Here is a 26,350-nt window from a genome sequence, read left to right as displayed (position 1 = left end):
ATAAGTTTTCCCATTCCGTAAGGAAGTAAGACCCCTGAGAGATGATCAGGTAGATAGGATGGAAGTGGAAGTATAGTGATATATGGAGCGGACCATTACTAATCGGTCGAGGACTTAACCAAAAGAAAAACGAAGGTTGACTCGGAGAGAAAAGAAAGTTATTATCTAGTTTTGAGAGAATAAAATCTTTCAAACAACAAAATAGTGCGGTGACGCTAGCAAGAAGGACACACCTGTTCCCATGCCGAACACAGAAGTTAAGCTTCTTAGCGCCGAAAGTAATTGGGGGATCGCCCCCTGTGAGGATAGGACGTTGCCGTGCAAATGATGAAGCTGATCAATTACGATCAGCTTTTTTTTATTTTAAAAGTAAGTATGATAAAATTAAATAGTTCACGAAAAAAGAATAGGAGAGATTATGAAAAGAAGAAAAGAGTTAAAACAAGAAGCAAAAGCAACGTTAAAAGGTAATTATGGTAAAGCCATTGCGTTGAATATTCTACCAATTTTATTTACAATTTTTATCGCTGGTGGATCTACTTATGTTGTTAATCAAATGGAATATAACGTTACCTATACATTGAATTTAGGATATGGTTCCTTATTATTTAGCACTTTGATTAGTGGTTTGATCGCTACGTTAATTATTGTTGGGATTAATTATGTATTATTAAATTGGTTCCGGAGTAAAGATAGTTCAGAAGTATCTTTTAAACAATCATTTACAGCGGTTTCGAGTAAATATTTCAAATCAACTTTCATGTTGTATATTATCCAATGGATTTTTATTCGTCTTTGGTTAATGTTATTAGTAATTCCAGCCATTATTAAGAGTTTTTCTTATTCTCAAACATATTATATTTATAAAGATATTAAATCAATTGGGATGGAAGAAAACTTTAGTTATACAGACTATATTACAATGAGTCGTGATTTAATGAATGGTTATAAAACAGATTATTTTGTTTTACAATTAAGTTTTGTTGGTTGGCATATTTTAGCAATCTGTACTTTTGGGTTATTATACTTTTGGTTGATTCCTTATCAACAAATGACAATGATGGCCTTTTATGATGATTTATCAGGCAATCGTTTCCGCGATCCTGAATATGTCCAAGAATGGATGACTAAATTAAATAAATAATAAATAAAGAGGCTTTACGATAAAATCGTAAAGCCTCTTTTGGTTTTTAGAAAGGGTGGATAACTTAAATTATTTTTTTGGAACAAAGACGAGGTGTTCATTTACAAAGGCGTTTAAGCCTAATTCACCTAATTCACGGCCGAAACCAGAGTTTTTAATACCACCGAAAGGTAATTCAGGTAAAGTACCCCAAGCAGAGTTAATCCAGCTCATACCAGTTTCAATTTGAAGTGCTACTTTTTGAGCTTCTTCTAAATCTTGACCAATAATAGAGTTACCTAAGCCGTAACTAGAGTTATTAGCTAATTCAATTGCTTCTTGAGTATTTTTAACTTTATAAACAGTTGCAACGGGACCGAACATTTCTTGATCGAAAATTGGGTTATCAGGTGTAATGTCAGTTAAAATTGTTGGCATAAAGAAGAATCCAGGTTGATCCACTGGTTCATTACCATAGACAACTGTGGCACCATGATCAATAGCCATTTGGACTTGTTTTTGTAAGCCTGTTTGAGCGCTCTTAGATGAAAGCGGAGCAACTGTTGTATTTTCATCCATTGGATCACCTAAGACTTGATTTGCGAAACTTTCTTTTAAGATTTCTAAGAATTCTTCATACTTATCTTCCATCACGATAAAGCGTTTAGATGATGTGCAGACTTGACCAGCATTATCTAGACGAGCTTGAGGAGCGATTTCTTTGACTAAATCCCAATCAGCATCATCTAAAATAATAAAAGCATCATTCCCGCCTAATTCTAAAGTTGTTTTCTTTAAGTTTTCGCCAGCTGTTTTGGCAATAGCAGCACCACCGCGTTCAGAACCTGTTAAGCATACGCCGCTAACACGTTTATCGGCAATGATATCAGCAACTTGTTGATAATTGATAAATAAATTAGTTAAACTTCCTTCAGGAGCACCAGCTTCTTTAACAATATCAGCAAAGACTTTTGCAGATTTAGGACAAACGGAAGCATCTTTTAAAATCATTGGATTACCAACCATGAAGTTTGGTGCGAAGACACGCATGATTTGATAAAATGGGAAATTCCAAGGTTCCACGGCCATAATGACACCTGTTGATTGTTTAGCGTAATAGCCTTCGCCAGCTGGACTTTCAAGTGGAACAGGTTTTAATAAAGATTCACTTTCGTTAGCATAATATTCTGCAATATCAGCACATAATAAAACTTCGCCTTTTGATTCTTTGACAAGTTTACCCATGTCATGTGTAATGATACTTGCGAGTTCATCAGCGTTTTCACGTAAAGAATCAGCGACTTTTTGCAAGATTGGTCTACGTGATGAGATTGGTTCATTACGCCATTGTTTATAGAGGTTGTGTGCAGTTGTTAAAGTTGCTTCAACGTCTTGATCTGTGTGGTTTTCAAAGGTTTCTAATAGTTCACCTGTGTATGGATAAATTGTTTGATATGCCATGATAATAAAACTCCTTTTGAAATGGTCTAGTTTTTGAATACGGTTTTAGTATAACTGTAAGTTCAGCAGAATGCAATAACTTTCTCTTACAAAATGTAAGTAAAAAGTGAATCCGTTCACAAACTATGGCGATAATCTTTGTTGTTATGAGTTTTGTGAAGTACAATAGAAGCAAGAGATTATGAAAAAAAGTGAGGCTTAGAAAATGGATAAAGCAGCATTATATCATCGAATTGATAGTGAAATGGCATTTTTAAATCCATTAGGACAATTCCAAATTCGTTTGCGAACGAAACATAACGATGTGAAAGAAGTTAAATTATTATTCGGCGATCCTTATGCCGTAACATACAATGAATTAGATGAACGTTTGTGGGAATATACAGAGGCTAAAATGCAAAAAGTAACCCAAACTTTAGAACATGATTTTTGGGAATTAGCGTTAGATTTACCATTAGGTCGGTTACAGTATGCATTTTTAATTAATGGCCATGATGATGAACGAGTGTTGTATGATGATCGCAAAATTGTAAGTTATAATGAACATCATTTGGCACAATTAGATTGTTTTACTTTACCGTTTAATTATGAAAGTGCCTTAGTTAAACCGCCAAAATGGGCGCAAAAACAAGTTTGGTATCAAATTATGATTGATAGTTTTGCGAATGGCAATGTTAATAATAATCCAGAAGGAACCGTTGTTTGGAATAGTAAAAAGCCAAAAGCCGGTCGTTTTTTTGGAGGCGATTTAGCTGGTATTATTGGTCATTTAGATTATTTAAAAACATTAGGAATTAATGGGTTGTATTTATCACCACTTTTCACGGCCTTTATGCCGGAAAAATTTGATACACTAGATTATTTTGAAATTGATCCAAGTTTTGGCACGAAACAAGAATTCAAATATTTAGTTGATGAAGCACATAAACGTGGTATGAAAATCATGTTGGATGTTGATTTTAGTTATTTAAGTGATAATTCCTTACAATGGCAAGATGTGCAAGAAAATGGCGAACGCTCAAGATTTGCGGATTGGTTCCAAATTAAAGAATTTCCTGTAACTTATCAATCAACGCAAGACCCGACAGTGGCGAAAAGTTTGACCTACAATGTGCACGGGTTTAATCCACATATGCCAAAACTTAATACAGCAAATGAACAAGTACGTAAATATTTATTAGATGTCGCAACATATTGGATTGAACAATTTGATATTGATGCTTGGCATTTAGAATATGCCGCTGAGTTGGATAAGCGCTTTTTGATGGATTTACAACAAGCGGTTAAAGGTGTGAAAGCTGATTTTTATTTAGTTGGTGAAGTTAAACACTATGATCAAAACTTAGTTGCACCATTAGCGTGTGATAGTGTGGTTAATTATCCGTTAACAGAAACGATTTTAGATTACTGTTTAGAACGTAATATTACTTTAGAAGAAATGGTGTCCCAACTTAATGAACAAGACATGCGTTACCGAAGTCAAACGGCGAGTGTTTTAATTAATGCGGTTGAAAGTCATGTCACTTCGCGCTTGGCAGAACTTTGTCATGGTGATCAACAGTTGGTACGAGCTATTTTAGCGTTTGTATTTTTACAAAAAGGCGTTCCTAGCTTGTTTTATGGGACAGAAATTGGCTTAACTGGTGGTAAACCGCCACTTAATCGGAGTTGTATGATTTGGGAAGAAGAACAACAAGATCAAACGATGTTACGTTTTATGAAAGTTTTAATTCATTTACGGACAAATTATGCCGATTTATTGAGTGAAGGCGAGTTTCATTGGGGACAACGAAGCAATAAATTTAATTATTTAAGTTTTTCCCGTAAAAAAGGAAATCGAAAAATTTTTGCCTTGTTTAACTTCGGCTATACCGGTATTAAGTTTGTCCAACCAAAACACGCTAAACTCTTGCTAAGTCAGAATGTTATCGCTGAAACCAATGTGATTGCAGAAAATGGTTTTGTGATTTTAGAAGCTTAATTTTAAAAAATCATGAGAAAAAAATGATAGAATTAGTTGACTTTTTAAAATAACGGGGTTATAGTGTAGACAACTTAATAAATAAGCAATTAGAGAACTAGTAGGAATATGGTCACTTTTTCAGAGAGCTAACGGTGCTGCGAGTTAGCAAATATCATAGGCTGAATTACAACTCTAACTAAAAATTGCGAAGCTTCTTTTGAAGCTATATCGTTAACGAGGTATGTGAAAGCATACGAACATGGGTGGTACCACGGAATAAGTTATTTCGTCCCTAAGACCTCATCCGGGTCTTAGGGGCTTTTTTTATTATATAAGGAGGATGTAAGTATGAATATTATTGATGAATTAGAATGGCGTGGAGCGGTAAACCAACAATCAGATGAAAAAGGATTACGTGAACTAATCGACAGTGGTAAGGAAATTTCAGTATATTGTGGGACTGACCCAACAGGTGACAGTCTTCATATTGGACACTTAATTCCATTCATGATGTTAGAACGTTTCCGTAGAGCAGGTCATCATCCTTATATTTTAATCGGTGGTGGTACTGGTACAATCGGTGATCCAAGTGGCCGTACAACAGAACGTACATTACAAACATTAGAAACAGTTCAAAACAACGTTGATCATTTAACAAGCCAATTAAAACGTTTATTCGGTGGTGGAGATAACATTTCCTTCATTAATAACTACGATTGGTTATCAGAAATCTCATTATTAGAATTCTTACGTGATTACGGTAAAGATTTCGGTATTAACAAAATGTTAGCTAAAGATATCGTTTCAAGTCGTATGGAAACTGGTATTTCATTTACAGAATTCAGTTACCAAATCCTTCAATCCATTGACTTCTTATACCTCTTCAAGGAAAAAGATATTCAATTGGAAATCGGTGGGGCTGACCAATGGGGTAACATCACAGCTGGTTTAGACTTGATCCGTAAAAAAGAAGGCGCAGATGCTAAAGCATTCGGTTTAACAATTCCATTAATGTTAAAAGCTGATGGTACAAAATTCGGTAAGAGTGCTGGTGGCGCAATTTGGTTAGATCGTCATAAGACATCACCATTTGAATTCTACCAATTCTGGTTAAACCAAGATGATCGCGATGTTATCAAATACTTGAAATTCTTCACATTCTTAACACAAGATGAAATTAAAGATCTTGAAGAAAAAGTTAAGAACGAACCAGAAAAACGTGAAGCACAACGTCGTTTAGCAGAAGAAGTAACAAAATTCGTTCACAGTGAAGAAGACTTAGAAGAAGCACAAAAGATTTCTAAAGCTTTATTCTCTGGTGAAATCAAAGACTTAAATGTTGAAGAAATTGAACAAGGATTCAAACAAATGCCAACATTTGAAATTGCTAAAGACCCAGAAAACATTGTTGAATTATTAGTTGCTACAGGTATTGAATCATCAAAACGTCAAGCACGTGAAGATGTTACAAATGGTGCTATTAGTATTAACGGTGAAAAAGTTCGTGACGTTGCAGCAATCGTAGATCCAAGTGAAGCTTTCGATGGTAAATACGTTGTTGTAAGACGTGGACGTAAGAAATACTTCTTATTGAAAGTTAAATAATTTTTAAAACCCTTTACAGAACAGGAGCAGCGATGCTTCTGTTCTTTTTATTTGTGAGTAAAGTTTGCCGAAAAGAAGAGAAGTTGCTATGATAAAAGATAGCTTATTTAAAGGAGGGATACTGCGTGCAAAAACCAAAAGAAACAAACCAAAATGAAATTGTAACGCCAAACGGGTTACAAATTAGTGTTTTAGCTAGTAGTAGTTCCGGAAATGTAACATATATAGAAACACCGCAACGGAAAGTCTTAGTAGATGCGGGATTATCAGGGAAAAAGATTGAAACATTAATGAATTCTATTGATCGGAGTTTAAAAGATGTTGATAGTATTTTTGTAACACATGAACATAGTGATCATTGTAAAGGTGTGGGTGTGTTAGCTCGACGTTACGGAATGGATATTTATGCTAATGAAAAAACATGGCAAGCTATGGAACATAAAATCGGTAAAATTGAAACAGGACAAAAACATTTATTTGAAATGGGTAAAACTTTAGTTTTGGATGATTTAGATATTGAAAGTTATGGTGTTTCGCATGATGCGGCGGCTCCGCAATTTTATCAATTTCATCATGATCAAAAACGGTTTGCGATTTTAACGGATACAGGTTACGTGTCGGAACGCGTTATTGGTACTATTCAAAATGCCGATGCCTATTTACTAGAATGTAATCACGATATTGATATGTTGCGCATGGGAGGATATCCATGGTCTATCAAACAACGTATTCTTAGTGATGTGGGGCATTTATCTAATGAGGATGGTGCACAAGTTTTGATGGATTTACTTGGTCACAAAACGCAACAAGTCTATTTAGGACACTTGAGTCAAGAAAATAACGTGAAAGCATTAGCACACTTAACGGTGGAAGAAATTTTAAAATCACATGATATTGGCGTTGATGAAGAATTTATTTTATCTGATACAGATTTTGAAAAGGCGACCGAATTAAAGAAATTATAAATCTTTCTTTAAAAAAACATAATAATTCTTCTATATAATAAACAATGATTATGATTGGAAAGGATTACTGATGGATAAACAAGAATTTGAAGGTGAATATTACGAAAAGAACGAACCGCAAGATACGGCTACACACTCTACACAGCCGAAAAAAGGATGGCAAACAGGTAAAAGTCTGTTAGTCGGTCTTTTAGGTGGTGTGATTGGGGCAGGTTTATTATTAGGCGGGATGAAATATTATCAAAACAAAACTGAGCAACCAGTGACTGTGCCAAAAATTACAATGAAAGATCAAAAGAATGGACAAACAAAAGTTAGTGATCTTAAAGTAAATGTAGATACACAAGCTACTAAAGCTTTTGAAAAGATTAAAGGGGCTGTTGTTTCTGTTGAAGCTTATAAAACTTCAGTCAAAGCTGATCAAAGAATAGATGATCTTTTTAGCAACTCAAATATTAAACCACCGGTGAGCGGAAGTTCTGGATCAGGTGTGATTTATAAAAAAGTTGGGTCAGTTGCTTATGTTGTAACAAATAACCATGTGATTGCCGGTGCTGATAAATATGCCATTATCTTAGCTGATGGTAAAAAGATTCCCGCACAAGTTGTCGGTAAAGATGCAGTCACAGATTTAGCTGTTTTAAAAGTTGAAAGTAAAGATATTAAGACGATTGCGAGCTTTGGAGATTCAAATAATATCAAAGTTGGGGAAACTGCTTTGGCAATTGGTTCACCTTTGGGATCGAACTATGCCACTTCATTAACACAGGGAATTATCTCTGCTAAGAAACGTACATTGGATGTTACTAATAGCAAAGGTGTCTCTACCGGTCAAGCGACAGTTATTCAAACGGATGCTGCGATTAATCCTGGTAATTCCGGTGGGCCGTTAATTAATTTAGCGGGTCAAGTAATCGGGATTAACTCGATGAAGCTGACAAGTACAGGTGCACAAGGGACTTCTGTTGAAGGAATGGGATTTGCTATTCCAAGTAATGAAGTTGTCTCGATCATTAATCAATTAGTAGCTCATGGTAAAGTTCAACGACCAGCGTTAGGTGTGATGATTGTTAATTTAAGTTATATTAATAAGGAATATCAAACTAACAAACTTCATTTACCAGCAAAAGTTACCAGTGGGGTTGTGATTACAGAGATTAATCCAAAATCACCTTTGAAAAAGACTAAGATTAAAGCAAATGATGTAATTGTGAAGTTAGATGACAAGAAAATTACAGATGTACTTAGTTTAAGAGAAGCGTTATATGAACATCAAGTTGGTGATAAGATTACGATTAGTTATTATCATCATAAACAATTAAAAACTGCTCAGGTTACTTTATCTTTAGAGGGATAAGCAAAAAAACTTGAATAAAGCTTAAAAAGACAGCAAAATGCTGTCTTTTTTTGTTATTCTCTCCTGAAAATGTTAATAAAATAGTGTATTATTTAAAAGGTGCATGTTAAAAGGAATTAAAAACCGTGTAAAATCAATGTTTTTAAGCCGGAAGAGTTATCCACAGAAAATAAAAATCTTGTTGATAACAGTGCGGATGATTATATTAAACATGCTGTAACCATTGATACATAAAGGTTTTGTCAAAGAAGATTACTAAAGTGGAAATAGTGAAAAAGTGTTAATAAGTCTTGAAATGTAAAAAAGAGTCTAAACCATAAATCTAGTACGGAACATTTGTTCGTTACTAGATATTGAGTTTAACCCTGTGAATATGTGGATAACTTTGTTAATAACTTGTGTAAAGGGGCGTATTTATGAACATTAAAATCATTAGTGTTGGGAAGTTAAAAGAGAAGTATTTAAAACAAGGCATTGCAGAGTATGAAAAAAGACTTTCACGGTTTTGTAAAATCAAATTAATTGAGGTGCCTGATGAAAAAGCACCGGAAAATTTAAGTGCGGCGGAAATGGAAAATGTTAAACAAAAAGAAGGCGAACGGATTTTGAGTAAGATTAAAGAAAAAGAATACGTTTATGCCTTAGCGATTGAAGGAAAGCAACGTTCTTCAGAAGAGTTTGCCAAGGAAGTTCAAAATTTAACTACCTATGGTAAAAGTGATATAACATTTGTAATCGGTGGTTCCTTAGGTTTGAGTCCGGCAGTCTTACAGCGTGCTGATACAAAAATCTCATTTGGTAAATTAACATTACCTCATCAATTAATGCGATTAGTTTTAATAGAACAAATTTATCGTAATTTTATGATCAATTCAGGTAGTCCTTATCATAAGTAGAAAAAATGTTCGTATTTTTCGGTAGTTCCTTTATTTTTGGTGGAAAATGTGCTATAATCAAAATTGTCTTTGAGTTATAAGACTAATTTAATAGTTCGGCGCAATAAGAGCACAGTAGGAGTTATGATCACTTTTTCAGAAAGCTAACGGGTGCTGCGAGTTAGTAAAAATCATAATCATAATCTGAAGTACAACTCTGATTTAAAGAATATTGCCAGGCTGTTTACGGCCGTATCGTTAATGAGATATACATCGTTTTTGTTATGTATGAACATGGGTGGTACCACGGAATTGAAATTTCGTCCCTAAAATCCTTTCGAGGGTTTTAGGGACTTTTTTGTATTTTTTTAAGGAAAAGTTATCTCTTTCTTAAATTAATTATTCCTGGTTAATAAAATGAGAAAAACAGGAAACGTTGTCAATTCAATGTTTATAGGTGTTGCGCAAAACTAGACCAATCTTTAATTATAATGTTATTTTGTATAATTCGTCAAGTTGGTATATTTCTAATTATTAAATTTTGATTAGAAAAACTAATTAGATTAAAATAAATCAATATAAAGCTTTAAAAAAAGTTAAAGAAAATTGTTATGTCAAGAAAACGGTTTCATAGCAATGTTTATTTGAATATGTATTGATATGGACTAGTCCAAAAACGCTATTTTTTACTGCACCGAAAGGTGGTTATTTGAGTAAAAATAGTGTTTTTTTGTTTATTATTAGAAGAATATCATGTAAAAAAGAACGAAAAAGGCCGTTATATTATAATTTACTAATAAAAATAATTTGTATTAAAAAGGTAATCTAGCTATAATTAGTGCGTAAAGTATTTGATGCATCTTTTACATTACGATAAATAATAAGTGAGGGGTTTTATATCCATGAAAGAAAACTTGAAAGACCTAAATTTAGATGCTCTTTTTATCGGTGATAAATCTGAAAACGGTGATATCTATAAACGCTTAACAAACAAGTTAATCGATGAACACCTAGGCTGGCGCCAAAACTACATGCCACAAGATCAACCAATTATGAAAGCAGACGAAAAGAATGAAGAATCATTCAAAACAACTGTTGCTCATATGGAAGACGTATTATCTGACTTATCAGTAAGATTACGTACTAACTCTGTTCCTTGGCATTCACCACGCTTCTGGGGTCACATGAATACAGAAACATTGATGCCTGCATTACTTGCATATAACTATGCTATGTTATGGAACGGTAACAACGTTGCTTACGAATCATCCCCAGGTACTTCTATTATGGAAGAAGAAGTTGGTGAAGATTTCGCACAATTATTCAGCTACAAAGAAGGTTGGGGACACATCGTTGCCGACGGTTCTATCGCTAACTTAGAAGGTTTATGGTACGCACGTAACATGAAATCTATTCCTTTAGCACTTAAAGAAGTTGTTCCAGAAACAGTTGCTGGCAAGAGCGAATGGGAATTATTAAACATGTCCGTTGACGAAATCATGAACATTCTTGATGGTTTAGACGGTGAAGTAGTTGATGCAGTTAAAGCTAAATCAGCTCGTAGTGGTGAAAACTTACACAAATTAGGTAAATGGTTAATCCCACAAACAAAACACTATTCATGGATGAAAGCTGCAGATATCATTGGTATCGGTTTAGACCAAGTTATCCCAGTTCCAGTTGATTCACACTATCAAATGGATATGGCAGAACTTGAAAAAATCGTTCGCAACTTAGCAGCAGAAAACACACCAGTATTAGGTGTTGTTGGTGTTGTTGGTTCTACTGAAGAAGGTGCTGTTGACCCAATCCATAAGATCGTTGCTTTACGTGAAAAATTATTAGCAGAAGGTATCTTCTACTATATCCACGTTGATGCTGCTTACGGTGGTTATGCACGTTCATTATTCTTAGATGAAAACTTTGACTTCATTCCATACAATGAATTAAAAGATGTTCACCAAGAACATGGCGTATACCAAGAAGATGTAGAATACATCACAGAAGAAGTACATGCTGCATTCGATGCAATTTCTAAGACAGAATCAGTTACAATTGACCCTCATAAGATGGGTTACATTCCTTATTCTGCTGGTGGTATTGCAATCCGTGATAAGAAAATGCGTAACATCATTTCTTACTTTGCAACATACGTATTCGACAAAGACTCTGTAGCTCCATCATTATTAGGTGCTTACATTCTTGAAGGTTCAAAAGCTGGTGCTACAGCTGCTGGTGTTTGGACAGCTCACCGTGTATTACCATTAAACGTTACAGGTTATGGTAAATTAGAAGGACGTTCAGTTGAAGCTTCACGTCGTTTCTATGAATTCTTACAAGGATTAGAATTCGATGTAAATGGTACAACTATCGAAGTTAACCCATTAACAGAACCAGACTTCAACATGGTTGACTGGACATTCAACGTTAAAGGTAACAAAGATCTTGTTAAGATGAACGAATTAAACAAAGTATTCTACGACTATGCTTCAGCAAACAAAGGTGGTAGCTACGATAACGAATTCATCACATCACACACAGACTTTGCTATTCCTGAATACGGTGACAGCCCATTAGAATATGTTAAGAGCATGGGCTTCACAGAAGAAGAATGGCGTCGTGCTGACAAAGTTACAATCTTACGTGCTTGTGTATTAACACCATTCATGTACGACAAAGATAACTTTGCAGAATACGCTGGCAAGATCAAAGAAGCTATTCAAGCTAAATTAGAAAAATCATTATCAGAAGTTAAATTTTAATCTGAATTCTCAGACTGAATTTTAATAGAAGATAGTAATTTATCTGAACAATAACTTTTATGAAACTCAATAAACTATAATAAATTTAATAAAATTTAATACTAGTTTATTGAGTTTTATTATTTTTTGTATTAGTACTTATTGATTTTATATTATTTATTTTTATGAATTATTTCGTATTATAAAAGTTTTAAAATGTTTTACAATTATTGTATTTTTAAATATTGAGAGGTTAATTAATTATGAAAAATCAAAAAATTTCACTTGTAACCTTCATTGGGATGGTAATGGCTTTATGTGCTACAGTACGTAGTATTCCAACATTAGCTGCCCCAGGTTGGACAATGTTATTCTGGATTTTATTTGCTGTTATTTTCTTTGCTGGTCCTGTATCATTAATGGCTGGTGAAATGTCAACAATGCTTCAAGACGAAGGTGGCCCACAACTTTGGGTTAAAACTGGTCTTGGACCTAAATGGGGATTCGTAGAATCTTGGTTACTTTGGGTACAAATCTTCCCAGGTATGGTTATGGTTGCTTCAACATTATGGCCATTATTAGCAAGTACAATCTTTGATTCCAAAAAATCATTGATCATGGCAAGTAACAACTGGTATACATTAGCATGTATCTTAGTTCTTTACTGGTTCGTTGTTATCTTAAACTTGAAATTTGACATGGCTAAATTCGGTGGTAGCATCGGTGTTTGGTTAGGTGTTTATATTCCAATGATTATCTTACTTGTAATGGGTCTTTTATCCGTTATCAAAGTTGGTATTCAATCAGATAGTATGTTAGGTGGACCATTCTCATTCAGTAAATTATTCCCAGACTTTACTGATATGGCTGGTGTTAAAGCTAACATTAAATATCTTCCTGCTATTGCATTTATCTTTACAGGGATCGAAACAACATCTGTTTATATCCCACGTCTTAAAGATGCATCTAAGAACTTTACACGCGGTTTAATTATCGGTTTAATGGGCTTAATCATCTTAAACATTATCAATGCTTTCTTCTTAGCAGATGCTATCAAACCAGGTACAATCCAATTAACAAACATCACTCAAGTTATCATTGCTTACTGTGGTATTTTAGGTTGGCCTTTATGGATTGCTCGTGTATTTAGTGCATTAGCATTCATCGGTGTATTATTACAATTATCTGCTTGGGTAACAGGTCCATCACAAACAATCGTTCAAGTTGCTCGTGAAGGTTTATTACCATCTAAATTTGGTTTCCACAAACAAAACAACATTGGTGTTGCTAAAAACGTTATCTTAACACAAACAACAGCAATCTCAATCTTTGCTTTACTTTATGCATTACCAAACGTTAACTCTGTTTTCTTAACATTAGTTAACACAACAACATTATTATACTGTGCATTGTATATCTTAATCGCAATCTCATACATTCGCTTACGTTATACAGAAGCAGACGCACCACGTCCATACCGTATTGGTAAATCAGGTAACGGTGCAGCTTGGGTTACAACAATCTTCTTCTTATTCGGTATTTTAGGAATTAGTATTGTTACAATCTTAACAACACCTATGGTACAATCTATCGCAATGGTTGTTGTTACAATCGTATTATTCGTTGTTCCATTAATCATCAACAAAAACAAAGATGACCAATGGTTAATCGACGTTCAAAACGACTTAAAAGCTAACAAATAATTTAAAATAATAAATTAAATAAACTATTAAAAGTGAAGTGACCTTTATGAAAAAAGATAATACAGAGTCGCCAAAGATTGGTGTTGGTGAGAGTATTATTATATTGATCCTCCTCTTATGTTTACTAGGATATTTAATTATCGGAAAACAGTTAACACCGCACGTTCCAATTTTATTTGGATTCATGTTCTTAATGGTTTACGGTAAATTCCGGGGATTCAGTTGGGATACTATTTTCGGCGGTATTGTCGATGGTATCTCACCTGGGATTATCCCAATTACAATTTTCATGTTAATTGGGACATTAGTAGCTACATGGTTACTTTCAGGTACAATCCCTACTATTATGTATTATGGTTTCAAGATCATCTCAGTTAAATACTTTTTACCCACTGTATTAATTGTATGTTCTTTAGTTGCTATTGCATGTGGTAGTTCCTTAACAACAGTATCAACAATGGGGATTGCGTTTTTGGGAATTGGTAGTGCATTACATGTTAATCCTGCAATTACAGCAGGGGCAGTTGTTTCAGGTGCGTTCTTTGGTGCGAATATTTCGCCACTTTCAGGAACAGTAAACTTGGCAGCTGGTGTTGGTGAAGTTGATTTATATGTACACATTCGTAACGTGTTAAAAACCGATTCAATCGCGTTTATTATCGCTTTAGGATTCTACTTCTTCTTAGGAAGTTCATCCAACGATGCAAGTTTAGAAAGTGTTGCAGTAATGAACAGAGCTTTAGAAAAAGGCTTCTGGATTTCACCATGGACATTATTGCCAGTTGTATTATTGTTGGTTTTAGCTTGGCGTAAAGTTCCAGCTATTCCATCAATGATGATGGGATCTGCGTTAGCAGTCTTAATTCCAATTTTCCACGGTGACAATCTTACCCTTAAAGTCATTGCTAACACATTGATGGGTGGATATGTTGCCAAAACAGGTAATGTTAAAGTTGACGAGTTACTTTCTCGAGGGGGAATTAACAGTATGATGGGATCTGTATCCTTAATCTTACTCGCTTTAGCATTAGGTGGATTATTAATTAAATTCGATATTATTGAAGTTTTAATTAACGCAAGTAAAGAAAAAGTTAATAGTCCATTCAAAGTTATCTCTCTTACATCATTAGGATGTATGTTAGTTAACTTACTAGTAGGGGAACAATATTTCTCTCTTATTCTACCAGGGGAAACTTTTAAGAGTTCGTTTGATAGATTGGGTGTAGACAGAAAATATTTGACACGCGCATTAAATGATGCAGGGGGCGCATTTAATTCATTAATCCCTTGGGGTGTTTCTGGTACATTTATTGCCGGAGCATTGCAAGTTGGAGCGTTATCTTATGTACCGTATGCATTTTTCCCAATCTTTGCACCGATTGTTATGATTATCTTTGCATGGTTCATGAAAAAGCCAAAACTAGATAAAGAATAATAAACGGGACGAGAGCCTCCGTAAGTTAGCCGATTTGATCGGCTTGCTTATAGAGGTTTTTATATTATTTTGAGATAAGCGTTTAGCATTTTAAGTAGAGTAGTACTAAAAAACTTTAGAAAAGTGAGATAACAATTATGACAGATAATAATAAAGAAACACCGAAAATTGGCGTTATGGAAAGTATTATTATTTTAATTCTTTTGTTGTTAATATTAGGCTATTTAATTATTGGCAAACAATTAACTCCGCATGTTCCAATCCTTTTAGCATTTTTACTTTTAATGTTCTATGGTAAATTTAGAGGATTTTCGTGGGATACAATTTTTGAAGGAATTATTGATGGTATTTCTCCAGGAATCATTCCAATTGTCATTTTCATGATGATTGGTGTCTTAGTTGCTACATGGTTGATGTCTGGTACAATCCCTACTATTATGTATTACGGTTTCCAAATTATCTCAGCAAAAATTTTCTTACCTGCTGTTTTAATCGTATGTACTTTAGTTGCGATTGCTAGTGGTAGTTCATTAACAACTGTATCTACAATGGGTATTGCCTTTTTAGGTATGGGTGGTATTTTAAATATCAATCCAGCGATTACAGCTGGTGCCGTTATTTCAGGTGCTTACTTTGGTGAAAATATTTCTCCATTGTCAGGTACAGCTAACTTAGCTGCGGGTATCGGTGAAATTGATCTTTACGATCATATCAAGAATCTTTTAAAAACAGACTTAATTGCATTTATTATTGCAATGGTACTTTACTTCTTTATTGGACGTTCAGCAGAATCTGTTAACTTAAGCGCTATTACAGAAATGCAAACATCCTTAAAAGCAGGTTTCTGGATTTCTCCATGGACATTGTTACCAGTTGTGTTATTACTCTTCTTAGCTTGGAGAAAAATTCCAGCTGTTCCATCAATGATGTTAGGTGCTGTCCTAGCTGTTATTATGGGTAAAATTTACAACCCAGGAGTTACATTTAAAGAAATTTCAAACATGATCATGAGTGGTTATGTTTCAAACACAGGTGATAAAGCTGTTGATGCATTATTATCTCGTGGTGGACTTATGAGTATGATGGGCGCTATTGCGTTAATCTTACTTGCTTTAGCATTAGGTGGATTATTAATTAAATTCAACATTATTGAAGTATTAATTGACCGTACAAAAGAAGCTATCAACACACCATTTAAAGTTATCTTTGTGACAGCTTTAAGTGCTATGGGTGTTAACTTCTTAGTTGGGGAACAATTCTTCAGTTTAATTTTACCTGGTGAAGCTTTCAAGAAATCATTTGACCGTTTAGGTGTAGATCGTAAATATCTATCACGTACATTGGCTGATGCCGGTGGATCATTTAACTCATTAATCCCTTGGGGTGTTTCTGGGACATTTATCCTCGGTACATTGAAAGTTAGTGCGTTGGAATACTTACCATACGCATTCTTCCCAATCATTGCTCCAATCTTAACAATTATCTTTGGTGTAATGATCAGTAAAAAAACAAAAGCTAAAAACAAATAATTAGTTCATAATAAACACTGCAACTTACTTTGGTAAGTTGTGGTGTTTTTTGTTTTAAAAAATTAAATTTGTAGCAGTTGGAAATAAAAAATAGTAAAATTAGCTTATTAAGAAGACGGGAATTATGAATTGTATGGGAGAAAGAGTATGAATAAAACATATAAATATACGTTGTTTTCATTTATTGGTGTTACGATGGCTTTAGTTGCTAATGTCCGCAGTATTCCAACGATTGCAGCGACCGGGTGGACACAAATTTCATATTTGTTATTTGCGACAATTATGTTTGCTTTGCCAATTTGTTTAATTGCAGGAGAATTAGGGAGTACTTTCCCGGGAAATGGTGGTCCGCAATTATGGGTGACGGAATCATTAGGTAAAAAATGGGGCTTTGTGATTGCCTGGGTACTTTGGTCACAAATGTTTCCAGGGTTAATTATGATTACATCTACTTTAGGTCCGTTAATTGGTCAAGTATTTGGAAAACCAGAATTATCACAAAATCATTGGTTTGCTTTCTTTTGGATTATTGTTGCGACTTGGGCAGCGACACTTTTAAGTTTTAAATATGATGTTGCTAAAATAGGTGGATCCTATGGTGTTTGGATTGGGGTTTATATTCCAGCAATTACAATGATTATCTTAGGCTTTTTTGCCTTTTTAAAAACTGGCTTGAATCCACAAAGTTATTTAGGAACATTCGCATGGCAAAAAGTTATTCCCAATGCACATAATTTGAAGGTCTTAACATACTTTAGTGCAATTATGTTTTTATTTACCGGTATTGAATTAACTTCTGTGTATATTCCTAGTTTAAAAGATTCCAAAAAGAACTATCCGCGCGGGATTTTTATTTCATTGATGTTTATTGTGATTTTAAATGTAATTAATTCTTTATTTGCTTCTAATGCTATTGAAAAAGGGACAATTCAGCTAGCCAATGTTGCGCAACCAATTATTCGTTATTGTGAAATTTTAGGTTTGCCAACATGGATTGCGAATATTTTTAGTTTATGTGTAGTAATTGGAGTGGTTTTACAAATGTCATCTTGGATTAATGGACCATGTCATACAATTACGCAGGCTGCACGTGAAGGTAATGTTCCAGCTAAATGGGGCTTTCATAAAACAAACCAAAATGATATTTCCAAGAATTTATTATGGACACAAATTACGATTTTAACAATTTTCGCATTGTTATATGCTTTTGTAAAAAATGTGAATGCAATGTTTATTACTTTAACGAATGCGACGAGCGTATTATATATGTTAGTTTATCTCTTTTTAGTAATTGCAGTGTTGAAATTACGCTATACACAACCGCATTTAGAACGCCCGGGACGTGTTGGGAAAACAGGAAATAGTTTATTGTGGTTAGTTGGTAGTGTGTTAATTATTTCTATTTTATTTGTCTTTGCTTCTATTATTGTATCCAGTTCACCGTTGAGTTTGATGTTAGTGATAGGTATTGCAGTAATCTTGTTTGTTGTTCCATTATTGATTAATCATTATAAAAATCCGCAATGGTTAAAAGATGTGCAACAATATCAAGCTAAAAATTCATAAAAAACAAAAGGTTACTCTGACTATGATGTGAGAGTAACCTTTTTATGTGGAGAGAATAAGAATATTTAGTAAAGGGTTTTCATTAAAGTTAATTTACTTTATTATTAATAGTAAGGTGCAAATAATTTAAGGGAGTAAAATGTATGAGTAAAAAGCAAAAAAGGCTTTTACTAGCTGAAGATTTATCAGCTGTGGGAAATATTTCCCTCGGCGTTGCCAGTCCAATTTTACAAGCCAAAGATATACCGGTTGCTTTATTGCCAACAAGTTTGCTTTCTTCGCAAAGTGAAGGCTTTGCTAAACCGGCTGTCGTCGAACTTGGCAATTGGATTCAAGATGCTTTTAAACATTGGGAAAGTGCTGACATTGCGATTAATAGTGCTTTAATTGGTTATTTTGATCAAGTTGAAGTCGGAATTGCCTTGAAAGAATTTTTCCAAAAACATTCTTTGGATTTAGTGGTACTTGATCCTGCTTTTGCAGATGAAGGGGAACTTTATCCGAGAATGACATTAGATCATGTTAAAAATATGCGCGAACTTTTAAGTTTTGCACATGTTACAACACCTAATGTCACAGAAGCTTATTATTTAACAGATTCCGAGTTTGTTTTGAACGATCGGCAATCTTTGAAAACATTGTTAGAGAAGATGGAAGCTTTAATGCAGCCAGGAGGACGGGCCATCATCACCGGCGTAACAGTTGGTGAGCAATTAGGTTGTGCCTTACTCGAAGATGGTAAAGTTAAAAAAACCTTATTCCCAACCGTTCCCGGTCATTTTTATGGCAGCGGGGATGTGTTTTCCGCTTTATTAACAGTCTTTTTATGGGAAGGTTACCCATTAGATAAAGCTGTTAAAGAAGCGACAGAAGTTACCTATATTGGTTTGAAACAAACAAGTCAAAGTTCGGATGAAAGACGCTTTGGCATAAAATTGAGTGGTATTATCAAACATTTACTTGATAATCATTAGGAGGACCAAAATATGGAACAGACAATGAATTTAAAAAGATTAACGACATTAGCCCTTATCACAGCAGTTAACGTAGCGATTGCACGGATTTTTATTATTCCGATGCCTTTAACACATGGATATATTAATTTGTGTGACACAGGAATTGTGTTAGCTGCTTTGCTCTTTGGTTCAAGAGCGGGTGGAATTGTCGGCGCATTGAGCGGTTTATTACTAGACTTAATTGCTGGTTATCCGCAATATATGATCTTTTCATTTCTTGTCCATGGCTTAGAAGGATATGCTGTTGGTCGGATTGCCGATACTGACAGTAAACAAAAAACCAAAATGACAATCGGGATTGTAGTAGGTGTGTGTATTGTTGTTGTTGGTTACTTCTTCGTGGATACATTCTTGTATAACATCCAAGCAGGTCTGTTCAGTATTCCTGGTAATATTATCCAAGGTAGTGTTGGCTCTTTAGTAGCTTTGCCATTATATTGGCAACTTAAGAAAAGAGTTAAACTTGCCTAATTAACTTAAATTTATTTGCACCCCAAAAGGGCTCTATTCTAGTAATAGGGCCTTTTTATTTTGAAAAATTATTAAACATTCTATATGTATATATTTTTATGTAATTGTAAAAAAGTGTTAATTCCACTGTAATATTTTTGTAATAATAGATAGATATACTACGTGGTACCAATTGTTAATTTAATTATAAATAATTAAATTAACTTAACTAAAAAGATATAGGGAGAATGCAGATGAAAAAGAGATTTAGTACTTATTTAAGCTTATTAGTTATTTTAAGTACATTTTTCGTAACACCTGTTCAAGTCATGGCAGAAGCTGTTTCGAATGAAGAACCAGCAACGCAAGTTCAAGTTAAAAAATTTGAAGCAGAAGCCGCTGAACAAGATGTAGCTACGAGTTTAAAAAAGGTTGCTGACGAGATGCCGCCAGTTTCCGAAAGTGCTATTAAGCCTGCTTTGAAAAAGCAAGCAAAAACTGTTAAAGAACGTGCTCCGGCGCCAGACAGTCCAGGGAAAGATGTTAGTAATACAGTTACAGAGTTGAAAATTAGTGAGCCAAGTATCCAAAGTGATCAATCAGTCGGAATCGCGGTTAAATTTGATCAAGATAGTCAGGGAATTTTTATTCTTCCTAACGATACAATCACAATTGATTTACAAGCTAACAAAATTAAAGTCGGTGATGGTAAAACTGTCACTGCTAGTTATGATTGGGATGGAAATTTAACTTCCTTAGATGCAGCTGTCTTTACAGTTACAGTTATTCCTAATGAGAAGAAAACGGTAATTAAGTTTACTAAACGTGTTTTAGAACGACCATACCATATTAAAGGTGAAGCAGGATTCAGCGTTCGCTTAAAAAGTGATGCAGTTTTAAAACCTAATCAAGATCGCGTTGTTGTGCCTGTTCATGTTATTACTGGTAGTAAACAAGCTACGATAGAAGTTGTTAAAGCTAAAGCAGGTCCTCAAAGAACAGATTTATTTTATTATAAATATGGTGTTAATAAAGATAAACAATGGATTAAAACAGCTGAAGCAAATGCGAAAGTGTTAAATTGGATGTTGTATTTTAATTATAATAAATGGGAAATGGAACCAGGATCCATGGCCACAGTTCATGATGAAATTGGACCAGGACAACGTTTAATAAAAAATAGTTTGATTATTTCTGTGCCAAATAAAACAGGTCGTCATACAGATTATAATCAAACTGAATTTGAAAATAAGTTTCACACTAAATTTAAATTAAATGTCAAAAAGAATACATTAGATATTTCGATTCCATCAGAAGTTATTAATCGTAAACAAGTTACTGTTTGGTATCAAACAAAAGTTACTAATCCTTATCAAAAGGAATATAAAAACTGGAGTGAAGTTTGGTATCAAGAAAAGGGTAAGCGAAAAACGCACCGTGCCAATACCCATGATACACAATGGTCAGTAGCTAACTTTTATTATGGAAATATTTCTGGTACACGTTATGTAACTAAAATTAAAGCTAAGAAAATTTGGAATGATGAACATAATCGCTATAATTCACGTCCAAGCAGTATTACTGTCGAATTATTAAAGGATGGCAAACGAATTGGGGATGGTGTTTTTCAAACATTAACACCAGCGATGAACTGGCAAAGTGATGATTTGTTTGGTGAATTACCAAGAGAAGATGCATATGATAATCATCGTAAATGTAATTACTCAGTTCGTGAAGTTAATACTGATCAAGGTAAGTTGAAAAACTATACTTATGATGGTGTTACTACTACAGGGGATAATTCATTTGAATTAAAAAATACTCTAAAACGACCAATTAATATTAAAGGTCAAAAGATTTGGAAAGATAATAAAAATAGTGCCAATACTCGACCTAAAGCAATTGACGTTGTTTTATTAGCTGATGGTGAAATTAATGGTTATTTCCACGTGATGCCAATTAACGATAAATGGGAATATGAATTTAATGATTTACCAGAATTTAATAAAGAAGGTAAGAAGATTCACTATACCGTTAAAGAAGCTAAAGTTCCTGCTGGATATACATCCAAAGTTGACGGGAATAATATTGTTAATACTTTAAAAACAATCAAGATTTCTGGACAAAAACATTGGGAAGATGAAGACGATATTTATGGTGTTCGTCCTGATAAAATTATCGTTGAATTGTTGAAAAACGGTCAAAAATTCAAACAACAAACAGTTACTGCACAAAACAAATGGAAATATACATTTGATAAGCTCATGGAAACTGATAACAATGGCGATAAGATTAAATATACGATTAAAGAAATTAATCCATCCCAGTTTTATAAACCAGAATATAATGCAAGTAATTATGATATTACGAATAAATTATGGCTTGGTGAAATTGATATCAAACCGTATGATCCAAAAAGTCCTTTAATGACTAAAGTTTCCGGTGTGAAACAATGGCATGATGATCAGAATCGTGATCATAAACGACCATTAAGTATTCAGGTGCAATTATATGCAGATGGTCAAGCTCAAGGTGCTCCAATTACAGTTACTGCTAACCAAGATTGGAAATATTCTTTTGATAAACTGCATAAGTATAAAAAAGGTAAACAAGAAATCAAATATTCTGTCAAAGAAGTAGGCGTTCCTACAGGATACACTACTAAAGTTGATGGATATAATATTATTAATACGTACGCAATTGCTACAACACAAGTTTCAGGACATAAAGTCTGGCAAGATGATGGAAATCATCCTGCACAAATAGTTGTCGGTTTATATGATGAACAAGGTAATGTCGTTCAAGATGTTAACCATCAAGCTGTACGACCAATTACGGTGACAGCTACAAATGGTTGGCAGTATATGTTCACTAATTTACCGAAAAATGATTTAAACGGTCAGCCAATTCAATATATTGTGAAAGAAATTGCGGTACCAAAGGGATATCAATCCACAGAAGGTAATGCGCAAAACAATTATACAATTACGAATACACGAGTTGGCAAAACTGACTTAACTGTGAAAAAAGCATGGGTTAACGATGCAAAATATGTTAAACGACCAACAACAGTTCAAGTTCAGTTATTGCGTAATAATCAACCACAAGAAGTTCAAGAATTAACTCAAGATAATAATTGGGAATATAAATTTAAAGATTTAGCGAAATTCGATGCTCAAGGGCAACCATATCATTATGATGTGAAAGAAATTCATGTCCCAGCAGGTTATACACCAACTTATGTGGTTAACGATAAAGTAATTACAATTACTAATACGTACAAACCAAAAACAACTGCAATCAAAGTTGCGAAAACATGGCAAGATGAAGGCCAACATCCAGATACATTAGCGGTGAAATTAGTCGCAACGATTAATGGTAAAGAATTCGCTAGTTATAATAAAACTTTGAAATTAAGTGCTAAAAATAACTGGAAAATGACTGTGAAAGATATCCCAGTTGAGTATAATCACCAAAAAGTAACTTATACAGTTCAAGAAATTGGTGCTAAGAACAAACAAATTAAGTTAAATGGATTAACTTATGATGTTAAAATTTCCGGTGATGCCAACAAAGGCTTTGAAATCACGAATACTTTAGTGGGAACAACGAGTTTTAAAGTGCATAAGCAATGGGAAGATCAAAATGATTTTGAACATATGCGACCAACTGAATTGAAAGTTATTTTAAAAGATCAATTTGGGAAGGCATATCCACAGACATTAACTAAAGCAAATCATTGGAGTTACACATACTCTGATTTACCAGCATATCAAAAGGGCGTTAAACTTCAATATCATATTGAAGAAGCTCAAGTACCTGGTTATACAGCAACTCAAATTAAGAATGCTGTTAATGATGTGACTTTGAAAAATACACATCAAGTTAACCAACGCACAGTTCATGTTGTGAAACAATGGGTTAATGATCGTGCTGAATTTAGACCGCAGGCTATTTTTGTTAAATTAACAGCTTTGGCTAATGGTCAAGAAATTCCAGCGTTAACACGTGTAGAAAAGATTACACCAAAACTCGATGGTAGTTGGGGCTATGATTTCAATAACTTACCAAATAATTATGGTGTAAATCATAATTTACAATATCACGTAATGGAAGTTGCTGATAAAAAAGGAAATGCCTTACCAGGGACAGCACAACAGCCTGAAATGAAAGTTTCTCAAGGTAAATATGTTGGAACAGTTACTCAAAATCAGGATAATGTTACAATTACAAATAAATTTATCTCTCGAACAAAAGATATTTCAGGAACAAAAACTTGGGTTGATAATAATGATCAAGACGGTCAACGTCCTGATTATATTAAAGTGAAATTGATTGCTAAAGATCATTTGGGCCAAGTTGTTCCTAGTTTAAATAAAGAAGAGACATTCAAATTTGTTCATCCAGAAAATAATAAATGGACTTATACATTTAAAGATGTGGACGTTTATTATGCTGGACATGAAGTGCAATATAGTGTGAAAGAAATGGATGTACCAGCAGGCTATCAAGCTACTGAAAAAGGTATGGATATTACTAACACACATAAAATGAAAGAAATTTCACTTAATATTACGAAAGCTTGGAAAAACACTCCAGCAGAACAAATGTTGGATGCTGTTTATGTCAAAGTATTAGCTTTTGATGCTAATCATCAAGAATTACCAGCTGTCGAAAAAATGATACCAATTCAAAAGGTAACTAAAGATAACAATTGGAAATTAAAAGTTACTGTTCCTGAAAATTGGACAGCAGCTAATGGTGTAGATCATTGTAAAGTTAATTACCAAGTGAAAGAAGTCTTAAATGCTCAAGGAGAACCAATTCAAAATTATCAAATTACAGCTAAAAATGGTGGGGTCTTTACAACAGCAGTTAGCGGTAATCAAAAACAAGGTTTTGTGATTACTAATAGTTACAAATCTTTTGATAAGACTTTAATTGGGACAAAAACTTGGGATGATAATAATAATCAAGATGGTTTACGTCCAGGCAAAATTGAAGTTAAACTAATCGCAATCGATGCTGATGGTAATCATATTGATGAATTAGAAAAAACAAAAACTGTTGTTGATCCTAAAGGGCAAGCAACTAACACATGGCAATTCTCATTTGCTAATAAGCCTGAATATTATCAAGGTAAAAAAGTAACTTATAGTGTGAAAGAAATTAATGTACCAAACGGTTATCAAACGACTGCACAAGGTATGAATATCACAAACACACATACACCAATTGTTGTACCGGTTGAAATTAGTAAAATAGATTTAGCTGGTAAAGAAATTGTTGGTGCTCATATCCAGATTCGAGATGCTAAAGGGAAGTTAGTAAAAGATGGTGACTGGATTTCTAATCAAGAAACACATAAATTAAAATTAAATGTTGGGAAATATACTTTCCACGAAGAAGCCGCACCAAATGGATATAAGAAAGTTACAGATCTTACTTTTGAAGTTGGTAATGATGGTAAAGTTAAAAATGTTCAGTTTGATTCGAATGATGTAGTTGAATTAAAAGATAATAAATTAATCGTGACTGATGATTATCAAAAACATGATATTGAAATCAGTAAGGTTGATCTTGCAGGAAAAGAAATTAATGGTGCACGAATTCAGATTAAAGATGCCAAAGGCAATGTAGTAAAAGATGGTGACTGGGTATCTGATAGTAAAACAATTCATAAGCTTAAAGGATTGAAACCAGGTAAATATACATTCCACGAAGAAGCCGCACCAAATGGATATAAGAAAGTTACAGATCTTACATTTACAATTGATCTTAATGGTCAAATTGGTTCAGTTGATGTGCAAGGATCAGATCAAGCCAAAGCTAAAGGTAATAAATTAATTGTTACTGATGAAGATATTAATGTTGAAATTAGTAAAGTAGGTCTTGGTGGTAAAGAAATTGCCGGAGCTAAGATTGAAATTAAAAAAGATGGTAAATTAGTTGAAAAGTGGACATCTGAAAAAGATACAACACACATTTGGAAGAATGTTGCCGAAGGCGATTATGAATTCCATGAAATTGCCGCACCAACAGGATATCAAAAAGTAACAGTCATCAAGTTCCATGTAGATGATAAAGGTAATGTAACTGTTAAAGATAAACATCCGCACGCAACAGCTACGGGTAATAAGATGACAGTAACTGATCAAGTAGCTAAACTTAAGATTCATGTTAAGAAAACATGGAACGATACAAATAATCAAGATGGTTTAAGAACGCCGATAAAAATTCATTTATACGCTAATAAAACAGAAAAGGATAATTTTGAAATTTCTGGCCCAACATGGGAATGGACATCTCAAGAGTTACCAGTTTTAGATGAAAATGGATTGATTGATTATGAAGTTAAAGAAGATCAAGTTAGTGGTTATGATAAACCTCAATATAAAGTTGAAAAAACAACAAACAAGATTGATGTTATTATCACTAACACACACCAAACAAAAGTTACAGATCAAGATATCGTGATTAACAAAGTTTGGAAAGATAAAAATAATCAAGATGGTATGCGTCCTGAATTAATTAAAGTTAAATTAATTGCGACAGCAGATC

The 26,350-nt window shown here is 33.9% G+C and carries 15 protein-coding genes and 2 rRNA genes; 16 read left to right on the top strand and 1 reads right to left on the bottom strand.

What is annotated here, in order from left to right; all coding sequences use genetic code 11:
* The 3 genes from G540_RS0102870 to G540_RS0102860 form a co-directional block, all read left to right on the top strand.
* Positions 1-122: ribosomal RNA gene (locus tag G540_RS0102870) — 23S ribosomal RNA — on the top strand; the annotation flags it as partial.
* 83 nt (positions 123-205) lie between these two features.
* A 5S ribosomal RNA gene (gene rrf, locus G540_RS0102865) occupies positions 206-322 on the top strand.
* Positions 323-418: 96 nt separating this feature from the next.
* Positions 419-1,144 (top strand): DUF975 family protein, encoded by a 726-nt coding sequence (locus tag G540_RS0102860; RefSeq protein ID WP_027106799.1) that lies wholly within the window; start codon positions 419-421, stop codon positions 1,142-1,144.
* Between the two features lie 69 nt (positions 1,145-1,213).
* On the opposite strand, the gene G540_RS0102855 is transcribed toward G540_RS0102860, so the two are convergent.
* Positions 1,214-2,584 carry an NAD-dependent succinate-semialdehyde dehydrogenase gene (locus G540_RS0102855; RefSeq protein ID WP_027106798.1) on the bottom strand — a complete coding sequence of 457 codons (1,371 nt, stop codon included), beginning with the start codon at positions 2,582-2,584 and terminating at the stop codon, positions 1,214-1,216.
* 205 nt (positions 2,585-2,789) lie between these two features.
* Between G540_RS0102855 and G540_RS0102850 the strand changes: the two genes are divergently transcribed.
* The 13 genes from G540_RS0102850 to G540_RS06935 form a co-directional block, all read left to right on the top strand.
* Positions 2,790-4,565 carry a glycoside hydrolase family 13 protein gene (locus G540_RS0102850; protein WP_027106797.1) on the top strand — a complete coding sequence of 592 codons (1,776 nt, stop codon included), beginning with the start codon at positions 2,790-2,792 and terminating at the stop codon, positions 4,563-4,565.
* A gap of 330 nt (positions 4,566-4,895) precedes the next feature.
* Positions 4,896-6,152, top strand: coding sequence for a tyrosine--tRNA ligase (tyrS, locus tag G540_RS0102845; RefSeq protein ID WP_027106796.1), 1,257 nt, complete (start codon positions 4,896-4,898; stop codon positions 6,150-6,152).
* A gap of 125 nt (positions 6,153-6,277) precedes the next feature.
* A complete protein-coding gene (locus G540_RS0102840) occupies positions 6,278-7,117 on the top strand; it encodes an MBL fold metallo-hydrolase (protein ID WP_235807544.1) in 840 nt (279 codons plus the stop codon).
* 67 nt (positions 7,118-7,184) lie between these two features.
* Positions 7,185-8,474 carry a S1C family serine protease gene (locus tag G540_RS06940; protein WP_420865047.1) on the top strand — a complete coding sequence of 430 codons (1,290 nt, stop codon included), beginning with the start codon at positions 7,185-7,187 and terminating at the stop codon, positions 8,472-8,474.
* Between the two features lie 416 nt (positions 8,475-8,890).
* Positions 8,891-9,370, top strand: coding sequence for a 23S rRNA (pseudouridine(1915)-N(3))-methyltransferase RlmH (rlmH, locus tag G540_RS0102830; protein WP_027106794.1), 480 nt, complete (start codon positions 8,891-8,893; stop codon positions 9,368-9,370).
* Between the two features lie 881 nt (positions 9,371-10,251).
* Positions 10,252-12,111: a tyrosine decarboxylase gene (gene tdc / locus G540_RS0102825; protein WP_027106793.1), complete on the top strand. Its 1,860-nt coding sequence runs from the start codon at positions 10,252-10,254 to the stop codon at positions 12,109-12,111.
* Positions 12,112-12,353: 242 nt separating this feature from the next.
* A complete protein-coding gene (locus tag G540_RS0102820) occupies positions 12,354-13,793 on the top strand; it encodes an amino acid permease (protein WP_169439094.1) in 1,440 nt (479 codons plus the stop codon).
* 46 nt (positions 13,794-13,839) lie between these two features.
* Positions 13,840-15,228, top strand: coding sequence for a Na+/H+ antiporter NhaC (nhaC, locus tag G540_RS0102815; protein WP_035463582.1), 1,389 nt, complete (start codon positions 13,840-13,842; stop codon positions 15,226-15,228).
* Positions 15,229-15,365: 137 nt separating this feature from the next.
* Positions 15,366-16,757 carry a Na+/H+ antiporter NhaC gene (gene nhaC / locus G540_RS0102810; RefSeq protein WP_035463581.1) on the top strand — a complete coding sequence of 464 codons (1,392 nt, stop codon included), beginning with the start codon at positions 15,366-15,368 and terminating at the stop codon, positions 16,755-16,757.
* Positions 16,758-16,904: 147 nt separating this feature from the next.
* The gene (locus G540_RS0102805; protein WP_027106789.1) at positions 16,905-18,323 is read left to right on the top strand and encodes an amino acid permease; all 1,419 of its coding nucleotides are present in this window, start codon (positions 16,905-16,907) and stop codon (positions 18,321-18,323) included.
* A 143-nt stretch (positions 18,324-18,466) separates the two neighbouring features.
* Positions 18,467-19,297 (top strand): PfkB family carbohydrate kinase, encoded by an 831-nt coding sequence (locus G540_RS0102800; protein ID WP_027106788.1) that lies wholly within the window; start codon positions 18,467-18,469, stop codon positions 19,295-19,297.
* A 12-nt stretch (positions 19,298-19,309) separates the two neighbouring features.
* Positions 19,310-19,810, top strand: coding sequence for an ECF transporter S component (locus tag G540_RS0102795; RefSeq protein WP_027106787.1), 501 nt, complete (start codon positions 19,310-19,312; stop codon positions 19,808-19,810).
* Positions 19,811-20,043: 233 nt separating this feature from the next.
* Positions 20,044-26,350 (top strand): Cna B-type domain-containing protein (locus G540_RS06935; RefSeq protein WP_035463579.1); only part of this gene is annotated, 6,307 nt, incomplete at its 3' end.

It is taken from the genome of Ligilactobacillus ceti DSM 22408 (assembly GCF_000423245.1).
Lineage (GTDB): Bacteria > Bacillota > Bacilli > Lactobacillales > Lactobacillaceae > Ligilactobacillus > Ligilactobacillus ceti.
Note: the sequence above shows the minus strand (reverse complement) of the source record. Positions and strands in the feature narration are given on the sequence as shown.

Coding starts and splice junctions, on each gene's coding strand:
- G540_RS0102860 (WP_027106799.1), top strand. CDS start 419: ATGAAAAGAAGAAAAGAGTTAAAACAAGAAGCAAAAGCAACGTTAAAA.
- G540_RS0102855 (WP_027106798.1), bottom strand. CDS start 2,584: ATGGCATATCAAACAATTTATCCATACACAGGTGAACTATTAGAAACC.
- G540_RS0102850 (WP_027106797.1), top strand. CDS start 2,790: ATGGATAAAGCAGCATTATATCATCGAATTGATAGTGAAATGGCATTT.
- tyrS (WP_027106796.1), top strand. CDS start 4,896: ATGAATATTATTGATGAATTAGAATGGCGTGGAGCGGTAAACCAACAA.
- rlmH (WP_027106794.1), top strand. CDS start 8,891: ATGAACATTAAAATCATTAGTGTTGGGAAGTTAAAAGAGAAGTATTTA.
- tdc (WP_027106793.1), top strand. CDS start 10,252: ATGAAAGAAAACTTGAAAGACCTAAATTTAGATGCTCTTTTTATCGGT.
- G540_RS0102820 (WP_169439094.1), top strand. CDS start 12,354: ATGAAAAATCAAAAAATTTCACTTGTAACCTTCATTGGGATGGTAATG.
- nhaC (WP_035463582.1), top strand. CDS start 13,840: ATGAAAAAAGATAATACAGAGTCGCCAAAGATTGGTGTTGGTGAGAGT.
- nhaC (WP_035463581.1), top strand. CDS start 15,366: ATGACAGATAATAATAAAGAAACACCGAAAATTGGCGTTATGGAAAGT.
- G540_RS0102805 (WP_027106789.1), top strand. CDS start 16,905: ATGAATAAAACATATAAATATACGTTGTTTTCATTTATTGGTGTTACG.
- G540_RS0102800 (WP_027106788.1), top strand. CDS start 18,467: ATGAGTAAAAAGCAAAAAAGGCTTTTACTAGCTGAAGATTTATCAGCT.
- G540_RS0102795 (WP_027106787.1), top strand. CDS start 19,310: ATGGAACAGACAATGAATTTAAAAAGATTAACGACATTAGCCCTTATC.